The 19,655-nt window shown below is 75.0% G+C and carries 2 protein-coding genes; both read right to left on the bottom strand.

Features of this window, described 5'->3' with window-relative positions; genetic code table 11:
* Positions 1–261 precede the first annotated feature (261 nt).
* The gene (locus ABZ441_RS16255; RefSeq protein WP_358973629.1) at positions 262–4,143 is read right to left on the bottom strand and encodes an alpha/beta fold hydrolase; all 3,882 of its coding nucleotides are present in this window, start codon (positions 4,141–4,143) and stop codon (positions 262–264) included.
* Between the two features lie 14 nt (positions 4,144–4,157).
* Positions 4,158–19,610 (bottom strand): type I polyketide synthase, encoded by a 15,453-nt coding sequence (locus ABZ441_RS16250; protein ID WP_358973626.1) that lies wholly within the window; start codon positions 19,608–19,610, stop codon positions 4,158–4,160.
* Positions 19,611–19,655 lie beyond the last annotated feature (45 nt).

Genomic DNA, 19,655 nt, shown 5'->3' with positions numbered 1-19,655 from the left:
CGGTCCTCGCGGTACGACGATGTGGCTTGCTCTGCAGCGCAGTGATTGGCAGACAGAACTCGCCGCGCAAGATGTCGCTGTACGACTGGGTGTGCATCCGGACACCATTCGGTGTGATATTCAGGCCTGGATGTCGCATTTCCGTGAGGCGGGTGAGTGACGACGCCGCGGAGCGGCGGCCTTCAGGCCGCCGCGTCCCGCTGCGGGGCCGGCGACCGGTGCGTGCCGCACGGCCGCCGGCCCCCTCCGGTGCTCCCGGCATCAGGCCGCCGCGATGCCGGAGAGCCACTTCTCCACCGCTCCGGCCGTGGATTCGGCCCTGTCCTCCATGACCGTGAAGTGCGTGCCGGGTACCTCGGCGAGTTCGTGTGTGCCCTCCCAGACCGCCTGCCAGCCGTCGAGACCGGGCGCGAAGGGCTCCTCGGGCCGGACGAACAGCACAGGAGCGCTCAGCGCGCCCGGCAGACAGTCCGGGATCAGGTCGCTGTAGCGGCTCATCGCCGCGAGGCGTGCGGTGCCGAAGCCGCCCACGGACGATTCGCGGTCCAGCATGCCGTTGAACATCTCGCGCCGGAGCTGTTCGGTGCCGTCGTCGGCGAGCAGGTAGGTGTCCAGCAGGACCACGCCGGAGGCCGGCCGGCCGGCTTTCTCCATCGCCTCGGCCGCCGCGTGGGCGAACTGTCCGCCGGATGAGTAGCCGAGGAGCACGTAGGGCCGTCCGTCGGCGCAGGCACGCCGGATGCCGTCGACCACGACCTCCACGACCGCCTCGACGGAGCGCGGCAACGGCTCCCCCGGAACGAAGCCGGGCACGTCCGGGACCAGCACGTCGCGCCGGCCCTGGAAGTGCCGGGCGAACCGCGCGTACTGGTGGGCGCCTCCCAGCGCCATCGGCGAGGGCAGGCAGAGCAGGCGGAGCCCCTCGTCCCCCGTCGCCAGGCGCACGGGGTCGCGCACGTCGCCGAACTCGGCCGCCGAGGAGAAGCCCGGCAGGATGTCCGCCGCACTGTGCAGCAGCGTCATGGCTCGTTCCCAGTTGCCGTCGGCCGCCGCGCGCCGCACCAGCCCGCTGACCGATTCGATGTCGTCGTCCGCCGGCCCGGCGTCGGCCCCGGCGAGGTGTCCGCGAAGGTGGGCGGCGAGCGCGGCGGGCGTGCGGTGGTCGAAGACGACCCCGGCCGCGACGGTGACGCCGAGGGCGTCGGCGAGGGCTCCGCGCAGTTCGGCGGCGGAGACGGAGTCCATGCCGATCTCCAGGAAGGCGTCGTCGGGTTCGACGGCCTGTGGTCCCGCGTGTCCGAGGATCGCGGCGGTCTGTGCCCGCACCAGGTCGGCGAGCAGGGCCTCCTGCTCGGCCTCCGGGGCCGCCGCCAGCCGTTCCCGCAGCCCCTGTGCCTCGGGGACCGCGGCGGGCGCGACGGAACCGGCCGGGCCGGCGGCCGGCTGCCCGGTGGGCCCGTCCATGGTCAGGGGGACGTCGGCGTTCAGCCAGTACCGTTCGTGCCGGAACGCGTACGTGGGCAGCTCGGCGCGGACCGTACCGGGGAAGAACGCGGCCCAGTCCAGGGGCAGGCCGTCGGCGTGCAGCCGGGCGAGCCCGGACAGCAGGGCCGCCGGCTCGGTGCCGTGGCGTCGGCCGAGGGCCACGAAGGCCGCGCCGTCCTCGCCTACGCAGTCCCGGACGAGCCCGGTCAGGACGGCGTCGGGACCGACTTCGACGTAGCGGGTGACGCCCGACGCGGCGAGGGCTGCGACGGCGTCGGAGAAGCGGACGGTGCCGCGCACGTGCCGCACCCAGTACCGGGGGTCGCGCAGTTGCTCCCCGGTGGCGGGGAGCCCGGTGAGCGCCGAGACCACGTCGATGCGGGGTTCGTGGAAGGTGAGCTGCTCGACGACCGCGTGGAAGTCGTCGAGCATGGCGTCCATCATCGGGGAGTGGAAGGCGTGCGAGACGCTGAGCCGCTTGGTCTTCGCGAAGCCGGCGGCGGCGGAGAGCACCGCCTCGCGCTCCCCGGACAGGACGACTGCCGACGGTCCGTTGACCGCCGCCAGGCCGACGCGTTCGTCCAGCAGCGGACGGACCTCCTCCTCGCCGGCCCGCACGGCGACCATCGCGCCGCCCTCGGGCAGGGCCTGCATGAGCCGGCCGCGTGCGGCGACCAGGGTGCAGGCGTCGGCCAGGTCCAGCACCCCGGCCACGTGGGCGGCGGCGATCTCCCCGACGGAGTGGCCCGACAGCACGTCGGGGCGTACGCCCCAGGACTCCAGCAGCCGGAAGAGAGCCACCTCGTAGGCGAACAGGGCGGTCTGTGCGTACTGCGTGCGGTGTACCGCCTCGGTGTCGCCGCCTCTCAGTACGTCCACCAGGTCCAGGCCGAGGTGGGCGTCGATCGCGTCGAACGTCTCGGCGAACACCGGGTAGTGGGCGCGCAGTTCCAGCCCCATGCCCGGGCGCTGGGCGCCCTGGCCGGTGAACAGGAACGCGGTGCGGCCACCGGTGCGGGCCCGGCCGGTGACGGCGGTGGCCGACGGGCTTCCGGTGGCCAGGGCGTCCAGGCCGGCCCTGATCTGCTCCCGGTCGCCGCCGACGACGACGGCCCGGTGGCCGAAGGACGCGCGCCGGGTGCCCAGGGCCCTCGCGACGGCGGACACCGGCTGTCCGGGACGGGCGTCGAGGAAGTCGCGCAGCCGCTCGGCCTGTGCGGGGAGGGCGTGCGCGGAACGGGCGGACAGGGGCAGCATGACGGCCGGGGCGTGGGGTTCGGGCTCCGGGTGCGGGGTGGTGTCGTCGTCGGGTGCCTCCTCCAGGATCACATGCGCGTTCGTCCCACTGATCCCGAACGACGACACCCCCGCACGACGCACCCGCTCACCCCGCACCCACTCCCGCTCCACATCCAGCAACCGAACCCGCCCCGCACCCCAATCCACCTTCCGCGACGGCTCACCCGCATACAACGAACGGGGCAACACCCCCTCCCCCAACGCCAACACCATCTTCATCACACCCGCCACACCCGCAGCCGCCTGCGTATGCCCCAGGTTCGACTTCACCGACCCCAACCACAACGGACGCTCCACCGGCCGACCCTGACCGTACGTCGCCAACAACGCCTGCGCCTCGATCGGATCACCCAACTCCGTCCCCGTACCGTGCGCCTCCACCACATCCACATCAGCCGCCGACACACCCGCCGACACCAACGCCTGACCCAACACCCGCTGCTGAGACGGACCATTCGGCGCCGTCAGACCATTCGACGCACCATCCTGATTCACCGCACTCCCCCGCACCAACGCCAACACCCGGTGCCCCGACCGCCGCGCATCCGACAACCGCTCCAACACCAGCACACCGAGTCCTTCGGAGAACCCGGTGCCGTTCGCGTCGTCGGAGAAGGACCGGCACCGGCCGTCCGGGGAGAGGGCGCCCTGGCGGCTGAACTCGACGTAGGTGCCCGGTGAGGCCATGACCGTCACTCCGCCGGCCAGGGCGAGGGTGCACTCTCCCTGGCGCAGTGCCTGCGCGGCCAGGTGGAGCGTGACCAGGGAGGAGGAGCACGCGGTGTCGACGGTGAGGGCGGGGCCCTCCAGTCCGAGGGCGTAGGCGACCCTGCCCGAGACGACGCTGCCGGAGCCGAAGCTGCCGAAGTAGTCGTGGTACATGACGCCCGCGAACACCCCGGTGGGGCTGCCGCGCAGCGACGACGGATCGATGCCGGCGTGCTCCAGCGCCTCCCAGGAACCTTCCAGCAGGAGCCGCTGCTGCGGGTCCATCACCAGTGCCTCGTGCGGGGAGATACCGAAGAACGCGGCGTCGAAGTCCCCGGCGTCGTAGAGGAATCCGCCCTCGCCCGTGGAGGAGCGGCCCGGGGCGCCCGGTACCGGATCGTGCAGGTCCGGGTCCCAGCCGCGGTCGTCGGGGAACGCGCCGATGCCGTCGCGGCCCTCCGCGACGAGGCGCCACAGGTCCTCGGGTGAACGGACTCCGCCCGGGTAGCGGCATGCCATACCCACGATCGCGATCGGTTCGCGAGTGGCGGCGGTCTGCGCCCGGTTGCGCTCCCGCAGCCGCTCGATCTCCTTGAGCGAGGCGCGCAGCGCCTCGACCATCCTGGTGTCGGGCTTCTCGGACTCGGCCATGGTTCTCTTCCTTCTCACAGGGCGTCGTCGTCGCCGACGAGGTCGTCGAGCGCCAGGGTGATCAGACTCTCGGCGTCCATGGCGTCGATCGCGGGGCGGCTGGGCGCGTCGTTCGCGGACTGCTCCCGCGCGGGTCGCAGCCCGGCGAGTTCGAGCAGGCTGTCCAGCAGTCCGGCTTCCCGGAGCCTGGCCACCGGGAGGGCGGCCAGAGCCGCACGGAGGGTGTCCTCGTCGCGCGGACCGTCGGCGGCGGGCGGCGCCAGTTCGGCGGCGAGGTGGTCGGTGAGGGCGGCCGGGCTCGGGTGGTCGAAGACGAGCGTGGCGGACAGGCGCAGCCCGGTCGCCTCGTTGAGCCGGTTACGGAACTCGACGGCGGTGAGCGAGTCGAAGCCGAGGTCCTTGAAGGGCAGCTCCGCCTCGAACTCCCCGGTTCCGAGCACCTGTCGGGCCTCGTCCCGCACCAGTTCGAGCAGCCGCGCGGTGCGCCCCTCGGGCGTGCGGGCTGCCAGGTCGCGGCGGAGCGCCGCCGAGGCCACGGACGCGGTGGCACCGCTACGGCGTGGCTCGCGCACCAGGCCACGCAGCAAGGGGGCGACGTGCCCGGCGTCCCGCGGGGTGCCTAGGTCCAGGCGGGCGGGCAGCAGGACCGGCTCCTCACGTCCCACCGCGGTGTCGAACAGGCCCAGGCCCGCCGCCGTGTCGAGGGCGAGCACGCCCCCGGAGGCCATACGCCGCACGTCGGTGTCGCCCAGGCGGTCGGCCATGCCTCCGCTGCCCGCCCAGGCACCCCAGGCGAGCGAGACGGCCTCCAGCCCCAGGGAGGCGCGGTGCGCGGCGAGGGCGTCGAGGAAGGCGTTGCCCGCGGCGTAGGCGGCCTGGCCCGGACTGCCGAACAGGCCGGCCGCGGACGAGAACAGCACGAACGCGGTCAGCGGTCGGTCCGCGGTGAGTTCGTGCAGGTGCCAGGCGGCGTCCAGCTTGGGCCGCAGCACCGTGTCCAGCTGCTCGGGGGTGAGGGAGGTGACGACGGCGTCGGCGAGGACACCGGCGGTGTGCACCACCGCGGTGACGGGGTGGTCGTCCAGGACGCGGGCGAGGGCGGCGCGGTCGGAGGCGTCGCAGGCGACGAGGGTGACCCGTGCACCGAGGGCGGTGAGTTCCTCCCGCAGTTCCCCGGCGCCGGGAGCGTCGGCTCCGCTGCGGCTGAGCATGACGAGCCTCGTGGCGCCGTGCTCGGTGACCAGGTGGCGGGCCACCTCCCGGCCGAGGGCGCCGGTACCGCCGGTGATCAGGACGGTGCCCGTCCAGTCGGCCGGGGCGTGCCCGTCCCGGCGCGGGGCGCGGACGAGGCGCGGAGCGCTCACCGTGCCCTTGCGGATGACCAGTTGGGGTTCTCCGGACGCGACGGCCGAGGGCAGCAGGCGGCGGGAGGCGTCGGTGTCGTCGAGGTCGGCCAGGACGATCCGGTCGGGGTGCTCCGACTGGGCCGAGCGGATCAGGCCCCATGCGGTGGCGGCACCGGGGTCGGTGATCGCCGCGGGATCGGGGCCGGTGGCACCCCGGGTGGTCACGACCAGACCGGTGCCGGCGAACCGCTCGTCGGCCAGCCAGTCCTGGACCACGGCGAGCACCCGCCGGGCACCGGCCCGGATCTCCTCGGGGTCCCGTCCGCCGGGGTGCGGGACGACCAGGGTGTCGGGGGCCTCGGCGGCGGCCTCGGGCAGTCCGGTGACGGTCGCGACCTCGGCGATCTCCCCACCGAGCGCGGCGGCGAGGTCCTCGTGGCCGGTGCCGAGGACGGCCCACCGGCCGGCCTGCGGGGCGGTCGGCACGGCGACGGGCACCCAGTCGAGGGAGAACAGGTTCTCGTGCCCGCCGTCGGCCGTCGCGGCGATCCGCGCGGGGTCGACCTCCCGCAGCGCCAGCGAGGCGACCCGGGCGACGGGCCTGCCGCCGGCGTCGGCGGCGTCGATGCGTACGGCACCGGAGTCCAGCGGAGCGATCCGTACCCGCAGGGCGGTAGCGCCCGCGGCGTGCAGTTCGACGCCGCTCCAGGCGAACGGCAGCGCCATCCGCTCCGGGGCTCCGGCGCGCAGTCCGACGGCGTGCAGCGCGGAGTCGAGCAGCGCCGGGTGCAGACCGAAGGGGGCGCCGTCCGTGTCGACGGCGACCTCGGCGTACACCTCGTCGCCGAGGCGCCATGCGGCGCGCAGTCCCTGGAAGCGGGGCCCGTACTCGGCTCCCAGTGCGGCGAGCCGGTCGTAGACGTCGTCCAGGTCGACGGCTTCGGCGCCGGCCGGCGGCCAGGACGTCAGGTCGTGGAAGGGAACCGGGTCCGCGGGGCGCAGGACGCCGGTGGCGTGGGTGGTCCACGGCTCGTCCTCGGCCGCCGCGTACACGGTGAAGTCGCGGGCGCCGGTGGCGTCCGGTTCGCCGGCGGTGGCCTGGAGGCGGACGCTGCCCTGCTCGGGCAGCACCAGCGGTTCGGAGACGGTCAGTTCCTCGACCACCGGGCAGTCGAGCCGCGCTCCCGCGGCGAGGGCCATCTCGACGAACGCCGTGCCCGGCAGGAGGGGTACGCCGCCGACGCGGTGGTCGGCCAGCCACGGCTGGGCAGAGAGCGAGAGCCGCCCGGTGTGCAGGGCCGCGTCGGCGTCGGCGCGTTCGACGGCGGCGCCCAGCAGCGGGTGACCGACGGCGGGCCCGGGCTGTCCCAGGTCGCCCGTCATCCAGTAGCGGTCGCGCTGGAAGGCGTAGGTGGGCAGGTCCGAACCGTCGCGGTGGGGCAGCAGGTCCGTCCAGTCGACGGCGACGCCGTGCACGTGGAGCGCGGCGAGCCCCGTGACCAGGGCCTCGGTCTCCTCGCGGTCCTTGCGCTGGAGGGCGACGACGGCGGCCGTGTCCTCGGGCAGGCAGTCCCCCGCGGCAGTGGTGAGCGCGCTGCCGGGTCCGACCTCGGCGAAGTGCCGGGCGCCCGCGCCGTGCAGGGCGGACACGGCGTCGGCGAAGCGGACCGCCTCGCGGGCGTGCCGTACCCAGTAGTCGGGGGTGGACAGTTCGTCGGCGGCCGCTTGGGCGCCGGTGAGGGTGGACACCAGCGGGAGGCGCAGCGGGCCGTACGACAGCGACTCGGCGACCTCGCGGAACTCCTCGAGCATCGGTTCCATCAGGGCGGAGTGGAAGGCGTGGCTGACGGCCAGTTCCTTGCTCCGGTCGAAGCGGGCGGCGAGGGCGCGGGCCGGGCCCGCCGGGCCGGAGACCACCACGGACGTCGGGCCGTTGACGGCGGCGAGGCCGACCCCGTCCCCGAGCAGCGGCGTGACCTCGTCCTCGGTCGCGCGTACGGCGATCATGACGCCGCCGTCGGGGAGCGCCTGCATCAGCCGGCCCCGGGCGGCGACGAGCCTGCACGCGTCCTGGAGGCCGAGGACGCCCGCCACGTGCGCGGCGGCGATCTCACCGACGGAGTGTCCGGCGAGCAGGTCCGGCCTGACGCCGAACGACTCCAGCAGCCGGAACAGCGCCACCTCGAAGGCGAAGAGGGCGGGCTGGGTGTACTCGGTGCGCTCCAGCAGCCCGGCGGAGTCGAGGACGTCGCCGAGCGGCCGGTCCAGCAGCGGGTCCAGGTGGGCGCGGACCTCGTCGAAGGCGGTGGCGAAGGCGGGGAACACCGCGCCGAGGCGGGCACCCATGCCGGGCAGTTGGGAGCCCTGGCCCGAGAAGAGCAGGGCCAGCTTGCCGTCGGTGGCCGCGCCGACCGTGCCGACGGGGGGCGTGCGTCCCTCGGCCAGTGCCCGCAGCCCGGCGGTCAGGTCCTCGCGGGTGTGCCCGACGACGGCGGCGCGGTGGCCGAGTGCGGTACGGGCGTGGGCGAGGGCGCCGGCGATCTCCTGCGGGTCGGCGTCCGGGCGGCCGGTCAGGTGGTCAAGCAGCCGGCCGGCCTGGGCCCGCAGCGCCTGGGGTGTGCTGCCCGACAGCAGCCACGGCACGGCGTCCACCGCGGGGGGCGTGGTGTCCGAGGGCTGGGCGGCGGCGGGCGGAGCCTCCACGATCACATGGGCGTTGGTGCCGGAGATACCGAAGGAGGAGATACCCGCGCGGCGCGGACGGCCGGGGTCCGGCCATGGCAGGGACTCCGTCAGCGGGCGGACGTTGGCGCCCTCCCACTCCACGTGCCGGGAGGGCCGGTCGATGCCGAGGCTGGCCGGCAGGGTCTCGTGGTGGATCGCCTGAACCATCTTGATGACGCCGGCGACACCGGCGGCGGCCTGGGTGTGGCCCAGGTTGGACTTGACCGAGCCGAGCCACAGGGGGCGTTCCTCGGTGTGCTCCGCGCCGTAGGTCGCGATCAGCGCCTGGGCCTCGATGGGGTCGCCGAGGGTGGTGCCGGTGCCGTGGGCCTCGACCACGTCGACGTCGGCCGCCCCGACGCCGGCCGCTTCCAGGGCGCGGCGGATGACGCGCTGCTGGGCCGGGCCGTTGGGGGCGGTGATGCCGTTGGAGGCGCCGTCCTGGTTGACGGCGGTGCCTCGGAGCACGGCGAGGATCGTCCGTCCGTTGCGGCGGGCGTCGCTGAGCCGCTCCAGCAGCAGCACGCCCGCTCCTTCGCCGAAGCCGGTTCCGTCGGCGGCGTCGGCGAAGGGGCGGCAGCGGCCGTCGCTGGAGAGGCCTCGGTGCCGGCTGAACTCGACGAAGGTGCCGGGGGTGGCCATGACGGTCACTCCCCCGGCCAGGGCCAGGGAGCAGTCGCCCTGGCGCAGCGCCTGTGCGGCCAGGTGCAGGGCCACCAGCGAGGAGGAGCAGGCGGTGTCGACGGACAGCGAGGGGCCCTCGAGGCCCAGGGTGTAGGCGACCCGGCCGGAGACGACGCTGCCGGAGCCGAAGCTGCCGAAGTAGTCGTGGTACATGACACCGGCGAAGACGCCGGTGTCGGAGCCCCGCAGGGTGGCCGGGTCGATGGAGGCCCGCTCCAGGGCCTCCCAGGAGGTCTCCAGCAACAGCCGCTGCTGGGGGTCGGTGACGAGGGCCTCCTCCTCGTCCATGGCGAAGAAGGCCGGGTCGAAGTCGGCCGCGCCGTACAGGAACGCGCCGTGCCGGGTGTAGCTGGTGCCCGGCCTGTCCAGGGTGGGGTCGTGGAGGGTCTCGACGTCCCAGCCGCGGTCGGTGGGGAACTCTCCGACGGCGTCGCGGCCTTCGGCCACGAGGCGCCACAGCTCCTCCGGGGAGGAGACGTCGCCGGGGAAGCGGCAGGCCATGCCGACGATGGCGATGGGTTCGTCGGCGGCGGCCCTTACGGCGGTGGCGGGCGCGGCCCGGTCGAGGGCACCGGTCAGTTCACCCAGGAGGTACCGGGCGAGTTCGGCCGGGGTGGGATGGTCGAAGACCAGGGTGGCGGGCAGCCGCAGTCCGGTCGCGGCAGCGAGTCCGTTGCGCAGCTCCACGGCGGCCAGCGAGTCGAAGCCCAGCTCCCGGAAGGGCAGCGTACGGCTGACGTCCTGGGCGGAGCGGTATCCGAGGATGGTGGCGACCCTGCTCTGCACGAGTTCGGTGAGGAAGGGCTCTCGCTCCGGTTCCAGGAGCCCGGCGAGCCGGTCGCGCAACGAGTCCGCACCACCCGCGGCCGCGTGGCCGGCGGTGGCGCGGCGTACGGGCACCAGGCCGCGGAAGAGCGGGGCCAGGGCTTCTGCCTGGCCTCGCAGCGCCGCGGTGTCCAGCCGGACCGGGAGGACGACGGGGTCGGTGCCGTGCAGGGCGGCGTCGAACAGGGCGAGTCCTTCCTCGGTCGGCAGCGGGGCGACACCGCCGCGGGCGATGCGTGCCCGGTCGGTTTCGTCGAGCGTGCCGGTCATGCCGCTCGCCTGGGCCCACAGGCCCCAGGCCAGGGAGTGCGCGGGCAGGCCGAGGGAGTGCCGGTGGGCGGCGAGGGCGTCGAGGTAGGCGTTGGCCGCGGCGTAGTTGCCCTGGCCCGGCGAGCCGAGGGTGGCGGCGGAGGAGGAGAAGAGCACGAACGCCGACAGGTCGAGGTGCGCGGTGAGTTCGTGCAGGTTCCAGGCGGCGTCGACCTTGGGCCGGAAGACCGCGTCGACGCGTTCGGGGGTGAGGGAGGCGAGCACGCCGTCGGCCAGGACCCCGGCCGCGTGGATCACGGCGGTGAGCGGCCGGTCGGCCGGCAGTGCGGCCAGCAGTCCGGCGAGGGCTTCGCGGTCGGCGACGTCGCAGGCGACGCTGCTGACCTCGGCACCCAGCTCGGCCAGCTCGGTGACCAGGGCGGCGTCGGCGCCGCGTCGGCTGAGCAGCAGCAGGTGGCGCACGCCGTGGTGGGCGGCCAGGTGACGAGCGATGATCCCGCCGAGGGCACCCGTCGCGCCGGTCAGCAGGACGGTGCCGGCGCCCAGGCCGGTGCCGGCTTCGCCGGTGGTGGCTCCGGCGTCCGTACCCGGAACGCGGGCCAGGCGCGGCACGTGCCAGGTGCCGTCGCGCAGCGCCAGGTGCGGTTCGCCGCCGACGACGGCCTCGGCGAGACGCTCCGGGCCGGGGTCCGTGTCGCTCTCGACCAGGACGATGCGGCCGGGGTTCTCGGACTGGGCCGAGCGGACCAGCCCCCCGACCGCGGCGCCGGCCGGGTCGGTGCCGGTGACGACGACGAGGGTGCTGTCGCCGCTCGTCTCGTCCGCGAGCCGGTCCCGCAGTCCGTCGAGGACGGTGGCGACGGCGGCCCGCGTCTCGGCGGCACCGACGCCCGCCGGGGCGCGCAGCACCTCCCCGTTCCACGGCGTGCCGGCGGTCCCCGCCGGAGCCGCTGCGGGGACCCAGTCGACGCGGTGCAGCGCGCCGGACCGGGCGGACCGGGCGGACCGGGCGGCCGCGTCCACCACGTCGGTGCGCAACGGGCGCAGGGTGAGGGAGTCGACCGTGGCGACGGGGGCGCCGGCCGGGTCGGCCAGGGTGAGGGCGACGGTGCCCTCACCCTTGGTGCGGACCTTCACGCGCAGCTCGGTGGCCCCGGTGGCGTGCAGCCGCACCCCGGACCAGGCGAACGGCAGCAGCGCCCGGTCGCCGGCTGCATCGGTGAGACCGACGGTGTGCAGGGCGGCGTCGGAGAGCGCGGGGTGCAGTCCGAAGCCGTCGACGGGTGCCTCGGTGGCGACCTCGGCGTACAGGGCGTCCTCGGTGCGCCAGGCGGCGCGTAGCCCCTGGAACAGCGGGCCGTAGCCGAGTCCGAGGGCGGCGAGTTCGTCGTACAGACCGTCGAGGGGCACCGGTTCGGCGTCACGCGGCGGCCAGGAGGTGAGGGGTTCGACGACGGCCGGGAGGGTGCCGGTCGGAGCGAGCAGGCCGTCGGCGTGCCGCGTCCAGGGGAGGTCCTCGTCGGTGCTCTCGGGGCGGGACCACAAGGCCAGCGGGCGGGTCCCGCCGTCGGGCGGGCCGACGACGGCCTGGAGCTGGACGGCGCCGTGGTCGGGCAGGACCAGCGGGGCGTGGAGGGTGAGTTCGACCAGGTCGCCGTAGCCGACCTGGTCGCCCGCGCGCAGGGCGAGTTCGAGGTGTCCGGTGCCGGGGAACAGCAGCTGGTCCCCGACGCGGTGGTCGTTCAGCCAGGGGTGCGTGCCCGCCGACAGCCGGCCGGTGAGGACGGCCTCCTCGCTGCCGGCCCGCGCGATGGCGGCGCCGAGCAGGGAGTGGTCGGTGGCCGCGAGGCCGGCGGAGGTGACGTCGGCACCGGTGGTGGTGCTGTCGAGCCAGTACCACTCGCGCTGGAAGGCGTACGCGGGCAGGGGGACCTGGCGGGCGCGACGGCCCTCCGCGACCGCGGCCCAGTCGACGCCCGCGCCGTGGGTGAAGGCCTCGCCCAGGCCGACGAGCAGCCGGTCCCGGCCGCCCTCGTCGCGGCGCAGCGAGCCGACGGCGGCGACCGCGTCGTCCGTCTCCTGGATACCGACGGTGAGCACCGGGTGCGGGCTGGACTCGACGAACAGGGTGTGGCCGCCGGCTACGGCGCCGCGTACCGCCTGCTCGAACAGCACGGTGCCGCGGAGGTTGGTGTACCAGTACTCGGCGCCGAGTTCGGCGGTGTCGACCGGGGCGCCGGTGACGGTGGAGTAGAAGGGCACGTCGGTGCTGCGTGGCTCGATGCCCGCCAGGTCCTCGGCGAGGCGTTCCCGCAGGGTCTCCACATGGGCGCTGTGGGAGGCGTAGTCCACGGGCAGCCGTTTGGCGCGGACCTTCTCGGCGCGCAGCAGCCGGAGGAGTTCGTCGAGGGCGTCGGAGTCTCCGGAGACGACCGTGGAGGCGGTGCCGTTGACGGCGGCGACCGACAGCCGGCCGTTCCAGGCCGTGAGCCGGTCGCGGACCGCTTCCGCGCCCTCGCCCACGGACATCATGCCGCCGGAGCCGGACAGCAGCTCGGCGATGGCCCGGGAGCGCAGGGCGACCACGCGCGCGCCGTCCGCCAGGGAGAGCGCCCCGACCGCGCAGGCGGCGGCGATCTCGCCCTGGGAGTGGCCGATGACGGCGGCCGGGGTGACGCCGTAGCCGCTCCAGGTGTGCGCCAGGGACACCATCACCGCCCAGAGCAGGGGCTGGACGATGTCGACCCGGTCGAGCCCGCCACGCAGTTCGGTGGCGAAGTCCCAGTCGGTCCAGGGCTCCAGGGCGGCGGCGCACTCCGCCATGCGGGCCGCGAACACCGCTGATTCGGCGAGGAGTTCCGTAGCCATGCCGGACCACTGCGAGCCCTGGCCGGGGAAGACGAACACGGGCCGGGCCCGTCCGGTGGCGGTGCCCTCGGCGAGGTTGCGGGCCGTACCGCCGTCGGCCAGCGCGGCGAGCGCCCCGCGCAGTCCGGCGGGGTCGGTGCCGGTGACGGCGGCGCGGTGCGCGAAGTGGGCGCGGCCGGTCGCCAGCGACCAGCCGACGTCGCGGGGGTCGAGCTCGGGGTGGGTGTCGAGGTGGCCGAGCAGCGCGGCTGCCTGTCCGGCGAGTGCTGTGGGCGACTTCGCCGTGAGCAGCCACGGGACGGCGGCTCCCGGGGCGTCGGCCTCCGGCGCCGTGGCGGGCTCCGGGGCCGCCGGGGCCTGTTCGAGGATGACATGGGCGTTGGTGCCGCTGATCCCGAAGGAGGAGACCCCGGCGCGGCGTGGCCGGCCCGCCTCGGGCCAGGGCCGTTCCTCGGTCAGCAGGCGCACCTGCCCGGCCTCCCAGTCGACCTTGCCGGACGGCTCGTCGACGTGCAGGGTCCTGGGCAGTGCGCCGTGCCGCATCGCCATGACCATCTTGATCACACCGGCGACGCCGGCCGCGGCCTGGGTGTGACCGATGTTGGACTTGACCGACCCCAGCCACAGTGGCTGGTCCTCGGGCCGGTCCTGCCCGTAGGTGGCCAGCAGGGCCTGCGCCTCGATCGGGTCGCCAAGGGTCGTACCGGTGCCGTGGGCCTCGACCACGTCGACGTCGGCGGTGGTGAGGCGGGCGTTCTCCAGGGCCTGGAGGATGACGCGTTCCTGGGAGGGGCCGTTGGGTGCGGTCAGGCCGTTGGAGGCACCGTCCTGGTTGACGGCGGTCCCGCGGACGACAGCGAGGACGGGGTGGCCGTTGCGGCGGGCGTCGGAGAGACGTTCCACCACCAGGACGCCGACGCCTTCGCCCCACACGGTTCCGGCGGCCGCGTCGGCGAACGCGCGGGTGCGGGCGTCGGGGGCGAGGGCGCCCTGCCGGCTGAACTCGATGAAGGTCTCCGGGGTGGCCATGACGGCGACGCCGCCGACCAGGGCGAGGGAGGACTCGCCCTGGCGCAGCGACTGCCCGGCCAGGTGCAGCGCCACGAGTGACGAGGAGCAGGCGGTGTCCACGGACAGCGAGGGGCCCTCCAGGCCGAGGGTGTAGGCGACCCGGCCGGAAATGATGCTGCCGGAGCCGAAGCTGCCGAAGTAGTCGTGGTACTGCACGCCCGCGAACACTCCGGTCGGGCTGCCCTTGAGGGAGTGCGGGTCGATGCCGGCGTGCTCCAGCGCCTCCCAGGAGGCCTCCAGCAGCAGGCGCTGCTGCGGGTCGGTGACGAGCGCCTCCTTGGGGCTGATACCGAAGAACGCGGCGTCGAACTCACCCGCGTCGTGGAGGAACCCTCCCTCGCCGACGTAGGAGGTGTCGGGGCGCTGCCGGGTGGGGTCGACGACGCGGTCGACGTCCCAGCCGCGGTTGGCGGGGAACGGGGCGATGGCGTCGGTGCCGTCGGCCACCAGCTTCCACAGGTCCTGCGGTGTGCGGACGTCGCCCGGGTAGCGGCAGGCCATGCCGACGATCGCCAGCGGCTCGTCGGCGCGGGCCCGTCCGGTGCGCCGGGTGCGGCGCATGGAGCCTGCGGCTCCGGCGACCAGGGTGCCGAGGTGGGCGGCCAGCACCTCGGGAGAGGGATGGTCGAAGACGAGGGTGGCGGGCAGTCGCTGCCCCGTCTCGGCGGACAGGGAGTTGCGCAGTTCGATCGCGGCGAGCGAGTCGAAGCCGAGGTCCTTGAAGGCCCGGTCGGTCTCCACGGTGTCCGGTCCGGCGTGTCCGAGGACGGCGGCCACATGGGCGCGGACGGTGTGCAGCAGGGCCTCGGCCCGCTCCGCGTCGCCGAGGGCGGCCATGCGTTCGGCGAAGCCGGACCCGGTGTCCCCGGTGGCGGCCTCCCGGCGCACCGGGCGCCCGGCCAGGGCGCGGAGGACGGGGGCGAGTTCGCCGCCCTGGGCGCGCAGCGCGGACAGGGTCAGCCGTACGGGGGCGACGGCGGGGCGGCCGGTGAGCAGGGCCCGGTCGAACAGGGCGGTGCCCTCCTCGGCGGACAGCGGGACCATGCCGCCGCGGGACATGCGGGCGAGGTCGGCCTCGTCCAGGGCGCCGGTCATGCCTCCGGTCGGGGCCCATGGCCCCCAGGCCAGGGCGAGGGCGGGCGATCCGTTCACACCGCGGTGGGCGGCGAGCGCGTCGAGGCAGGCGTTGGCGGCGGCGTAGTTGCCCTGTCCGGGGGCGCCGACGGTGCCGGCGACGGAGGAGAACAGCACGAACGCCGACAGGTCGTGATCGCGGGTCAGTTCGTGCAGGTGGAGGGCGCCGAGTGCCTTGGGGGCGAGTACGGCGTCGAGGCGCTCGGGCGTCAGGGAGGCCACCACGCCGTCGTCGAGGACACCCGCGGCGTGGACGACCGCGGTGAGCGGGCGGTCCGGTCCGAGCCCGTCGAGCAGGGCGGAGAGAGCGTCGCGGTCGGCGACGTCGCAGGCGTGCACGGAGGCGCTCGCGCCGAGTTCGGCGAGTTCGGCGACCAGGGCGTCGGCCCGTCCGCCTCGGCTGACCAGCGCGAGATGGCGCACGCCGTGGGCGGTGACCAGGTGCCGGGCGAATACGGGCCCGAGTCCGCCGGTGGCACCGGTCAGCAGCACGGTGCCCTCGGGGTCGAGGGCCGGGGCCGCCGCGCCTTCGAGAGGCTCGGCGCGTACCAGCCGGGCCGCACGGGCGGTGCCGGAGCGGACGGCCACCTGCGGTTCGCCGGTGGCGAGGACCGCGGGCAGCAGGGTGCCGGGGTCGGCGCCGGGTTCGAGGTCGAGCAGGACGCACCGGCCAGGGTTCTCCGACTGCGCGGAGCGCGCGAGGCCCCACACCGCGGCGCCGGCCAGGTCGGGAACGTCCTCACCGGCGGTGGAGACGGCGCCCCGTGTGACGAGGGCCAGCGGCCGGGCGTCGTCGTCCTGGAGGGCGGCGAGCGCGGTGTGCAGCGCGGCGCGTACCGCCTCGGCGTCCGAGCCGGACGGGACCTCCAGCAGACGGTGGTCGGCTGCGGGGGCGTCGGGGTCGAGCGTCAGCGGCTGCCAGTCGAGGGCGAACAGGGCGTCGGCTGCGGTGTCCTGCTCACCGCGCAGCCGCGTCAGCGGACGGGAGGCCAGGGAGTCGACGGTGGCGACGGGTGCACCGGTGGCGTCGGCCAGGTCGACGGCGAAGGTGTGGTCGCCGGCGGGTGTCATGCGGGCACGCAGGACCGAGGCGCCCACGGCGTGCAGGGTGACGCCCGCGAACATGAAGGGCAGCCGGGCGGTGTCGTCACCGGAGCCGTCGCCGAGCAGGGCCAGGGAGTGCAGGGCGGCGTCGAAGGCGGCGGGGTGGAGGCCGAAGCGGGGGGCGTCGGCCGCCGGCCGCTCCGGAAGGCGTACCTCGGCGTAGACCGTGTCGCCGTCGCGCCAGGCGGCGGTCAGTGCGCGGAAGGCGGGACCGTAGTCCAGGCCGGCGGCCGCGTGACGCTCGTACAGGCCGGTGAGGTCGAGCTCCTCTGCGTCCTGCGGCGGCCAGACGTCCAGTCGGGTGCCGGGGGGCGGGGTGCCGTCGGCGAGCAGACCGGAGGCGTGCAGGGTCCAGGGTTCGTCCGCGGCCGGGTTCTCGGCGCGTGCGTAGATCTGGACCGTGCGGGCCCCGGCCGGGTCGGGGGTGCCCACGGCGACCTGTACGCGGACGCCGTCCGCGGGCGGCAGCACCAGAGGTATCTCCAGGGCCAGCTCCTCCAGCCGGCCGCAGCCGACCTGGTCGCCGGCGCGGACCGCGAGTTCCACCATCGCGGTGCCGGGGACGACGACGGAACCGCCGACGACGTGGTCGGCGAGCCAGGGGTGGGTCCGCACCGACAGCCTGCCGGTCAGTACGGCGCCGTCGGAGTCGGCGAGCACGGTGGCGGCACCGAGCAGCGGGTGGTCCGCGGAGTCCAGCCCCACGGAGCCGACGTCGCCGGCCGGGGCCACCGTCTCGGGCCAGAACCGTTCGCGCTGGAAGGCGGTGGTGGGCAGGTCGACGGTGCGGGCCCCGGTGAACAGCTTCTCCCAGCGCGGTCCGGCGCCACCGGTGTACAGCTGGGCGAGGGCGGTGAGCAGGGTCTCGGTCTCGTCCCGGCCGCGGCGGGTGGCGGCGGCCAGGACGGCGTCGCCGGCGGCCTCGTCGTCGGCGGTGGCCAGGCACTCGCGGGCCATCGCGGTCAGTACCGCGTCGGGGCCGATCTCCAGGAACCGGGTGACGCCCTCTGCGACGAGGGTGCGTATCCCGTCGTGGAAGCGGACGGCCTCGCGCACGTGCCGTACCCAGTAGTCGGGGGTGCCGATGTCCTGGGTGGCGAGCCGGCCGGTGACGTTGGAGACCAGGGGCACGGTCGCCCGGTGGAAGGCCAGGGACGACACCACGGCACGGAACTCGGCCAGCATCGGTTCCATCAGCGGGGAGTGGAAGGCGTGCGACACCTTCAGCCGGCGGCTCTTCTCGAAGTGCGCGGCGACCGCCTCGGCCTCGGCGGTGTCGCCGGAGATGACGACGGAGTCCGGCCCGTTGACGGCGGCCAGGCCGACCCGGTCGGTGAGCAGGGGGCGGACGGCCTCCTCGGTGGCGCGCAGGGCGATCATGGCGTCGCCCTCGGGGAGGGCCTGCATGAGCCGGCCGCGTGCGACCACCAGTGTGACGGCGTCGTTGAGGTCCAGTACGCCCGCGACGTGGGCGGCGGCGATCTCGCCGATGGAGTGGCCCGCGAGGTGGTCGGGGGTGAGGCCCCAGGATTCCACCAGCCGGTACAGCGCGACCTCGAAGGCGAACAGCGCCGTCTGGGTGCGGGCCGTGCGGTTCAGCGGCTCGGGATCGTCGCCGAGGACCAGCTCGCGCAGTTCGGCGTCGCCGGTCAGCTCGCAGATCTCGTCGAACGCGCGGGCGAAGACCGGGAAGTGGGCGTGCAGTTCGCGGCCCATGCCGGGCCGCTGGGAACCCTGACCGGTGAACAGGAAGGCGGTCTGGCCCTTGCGGACGCGGCCGGACGCGGTGGCCCGGCCGCCCTCCGCGACGCGGGTCGCGGCGTCGAGCAGCGCGTCCCGGTCGGCGCCGAGGAGCACGGCCCGGTACGGGTGGGCGGTGCGGGTGACGGCCAGCGAGTGCGCCACGTCCACGGGGTGGACCTCGGTGACGGCCGCGGCCAGGAGGGCGGCCTGCTCGCGCAGGGCTCGCTCGCTGCGGCCGGAGAGCACCCACGGCACCAGCGGCGGCGCGGTGCGCGGCGCGGGCGCCGCGGCGGGCTCCTCGGAGGCCTCTTCGGCGGGGGCCTCTTCCAGGATGGTGTGGGCGTTGGTGCCGCTGGCACCGAAGGAGGAGACCGCGGCCCGCCGGGGGCGCCCCGGGTCGGTCCAGGGGCGGTTGGCGGTGAGCAGACGGACGTTGCCCTGGCTCCAGTCGACCTTCGCGGACGGCTCCTCGGCGTGCAGGCTCCGCGGCAGCACGCCGTGCCGCATCGCCATGACGACCTTGATGATCCCGGCGACGCCCGCGGCGGCCTGGGTGTGGCCGATGTTGGACTTCACCGAGCCCAGCCACAGCGGTGCGTCCTCGGGCCGGTCCTGTCCGTAGGTGGCGAGCAGTGCCTGGGCCTCGATCGGGTCGCCGAGCGTGGTGCCGGTGCCGTGCGCCTCCACCAGGTCGACGTCGGCCGGGGTGAGCTGCGCGCCGGCCAGCGCGGCGCGCACCACCCGTTGCTGGGAGGGGCCGTTGGGGGCGGTCAGGCCGTTGGAGGCACCGTCCTGGTTGACGGCAGAGCCCCGGATGACGGCGAGGACCTCGTGGCCGTTGCGGCGGGCGTCGCTCAGCCGCTCCAGCAGCAGCATGCCGGCGCCCTCGCCCCAGCCGGTGCCGTCGGCCGCGTCCCCGAAGGACTTGCAGCGGCCGTCCGCGGCGAGGCCACGCTGTCGGCTGAAGGCGACGAACGAGTTGGGGGTGGACATGACCGTGGCGCCACCCGCCAGGGCGAGGCCGCACTCCCTGCCGCGCAGGGCCTGCACGGCGAGGTGCACCGCCACGAGCGCCGACGAGCAGGCGGTGTCGATGGTGACGGCCGGCCCCTCCAGCCCGAGGGTGTAGGAGATCCGGCCGGAGATCACGGCGGCCAGGGCGCCGGTGCCGAGTGCCGCCTCGGAGTCCTGCGGCATCCGCGCCAGCAGGTCCCGGTAGTCCTGGCCGTTGGTGCCGGCGAACACCCCGACCCGGGCGCCGTGCACCGAGTCGGGAGCGATACGGGCGCGTTCCAGCGCCTCCCACGACACCTCCAGCAGCAGACGCTGCTGGGGGTCCATCGTGACGGCCTCCCGCGGGCTGATGCCGAAGAAGTCCGGCTCGAACCCCGCGGCGTCGCGCAGGAAGCCGCCGCGCGTGGAGTACGTCTTCCCCGTGGCGTCCGGGTCCGGGTCGTACAGCGTGTCGACGTCCCAGCCGCGGTCCCCGGGGAAGTCCCCGATGGCGTCGGTGCCCTCGTGGACCAGCTGCCAGAACTCCTCGGGGGTGGTGACCCCTCCGGGGAAGCGGCAGCTCATCCCGACGATGGCGATGGGTTCCCGGTCCTGCGTCTCCACCTCGCGCAGCCGCTGACGGGTCTGGTGCAGATCGGCGGAGACCCGCTTGAGGTAGGAGAGCAGCTTTTCGTCGTTGGTCATCGGGTGTCGCCACTCCTGTGCGAAGAGGTGGGCTGCGGGTGGGCC

Origin of the sequence: Streptomyces sp. NPDC005752, from assembly GCF_040630715.1 — a bacterium.
GTDB lineage: Bacteria > Actinomycetota > Actinomycetes > Streptomycetales > Streptomycetaceae > Streptomyces.
Note: the sequence above shows the minus strand (reverse complement) of the source record. Positions and strands in the feature narration are given on the sequence as shown.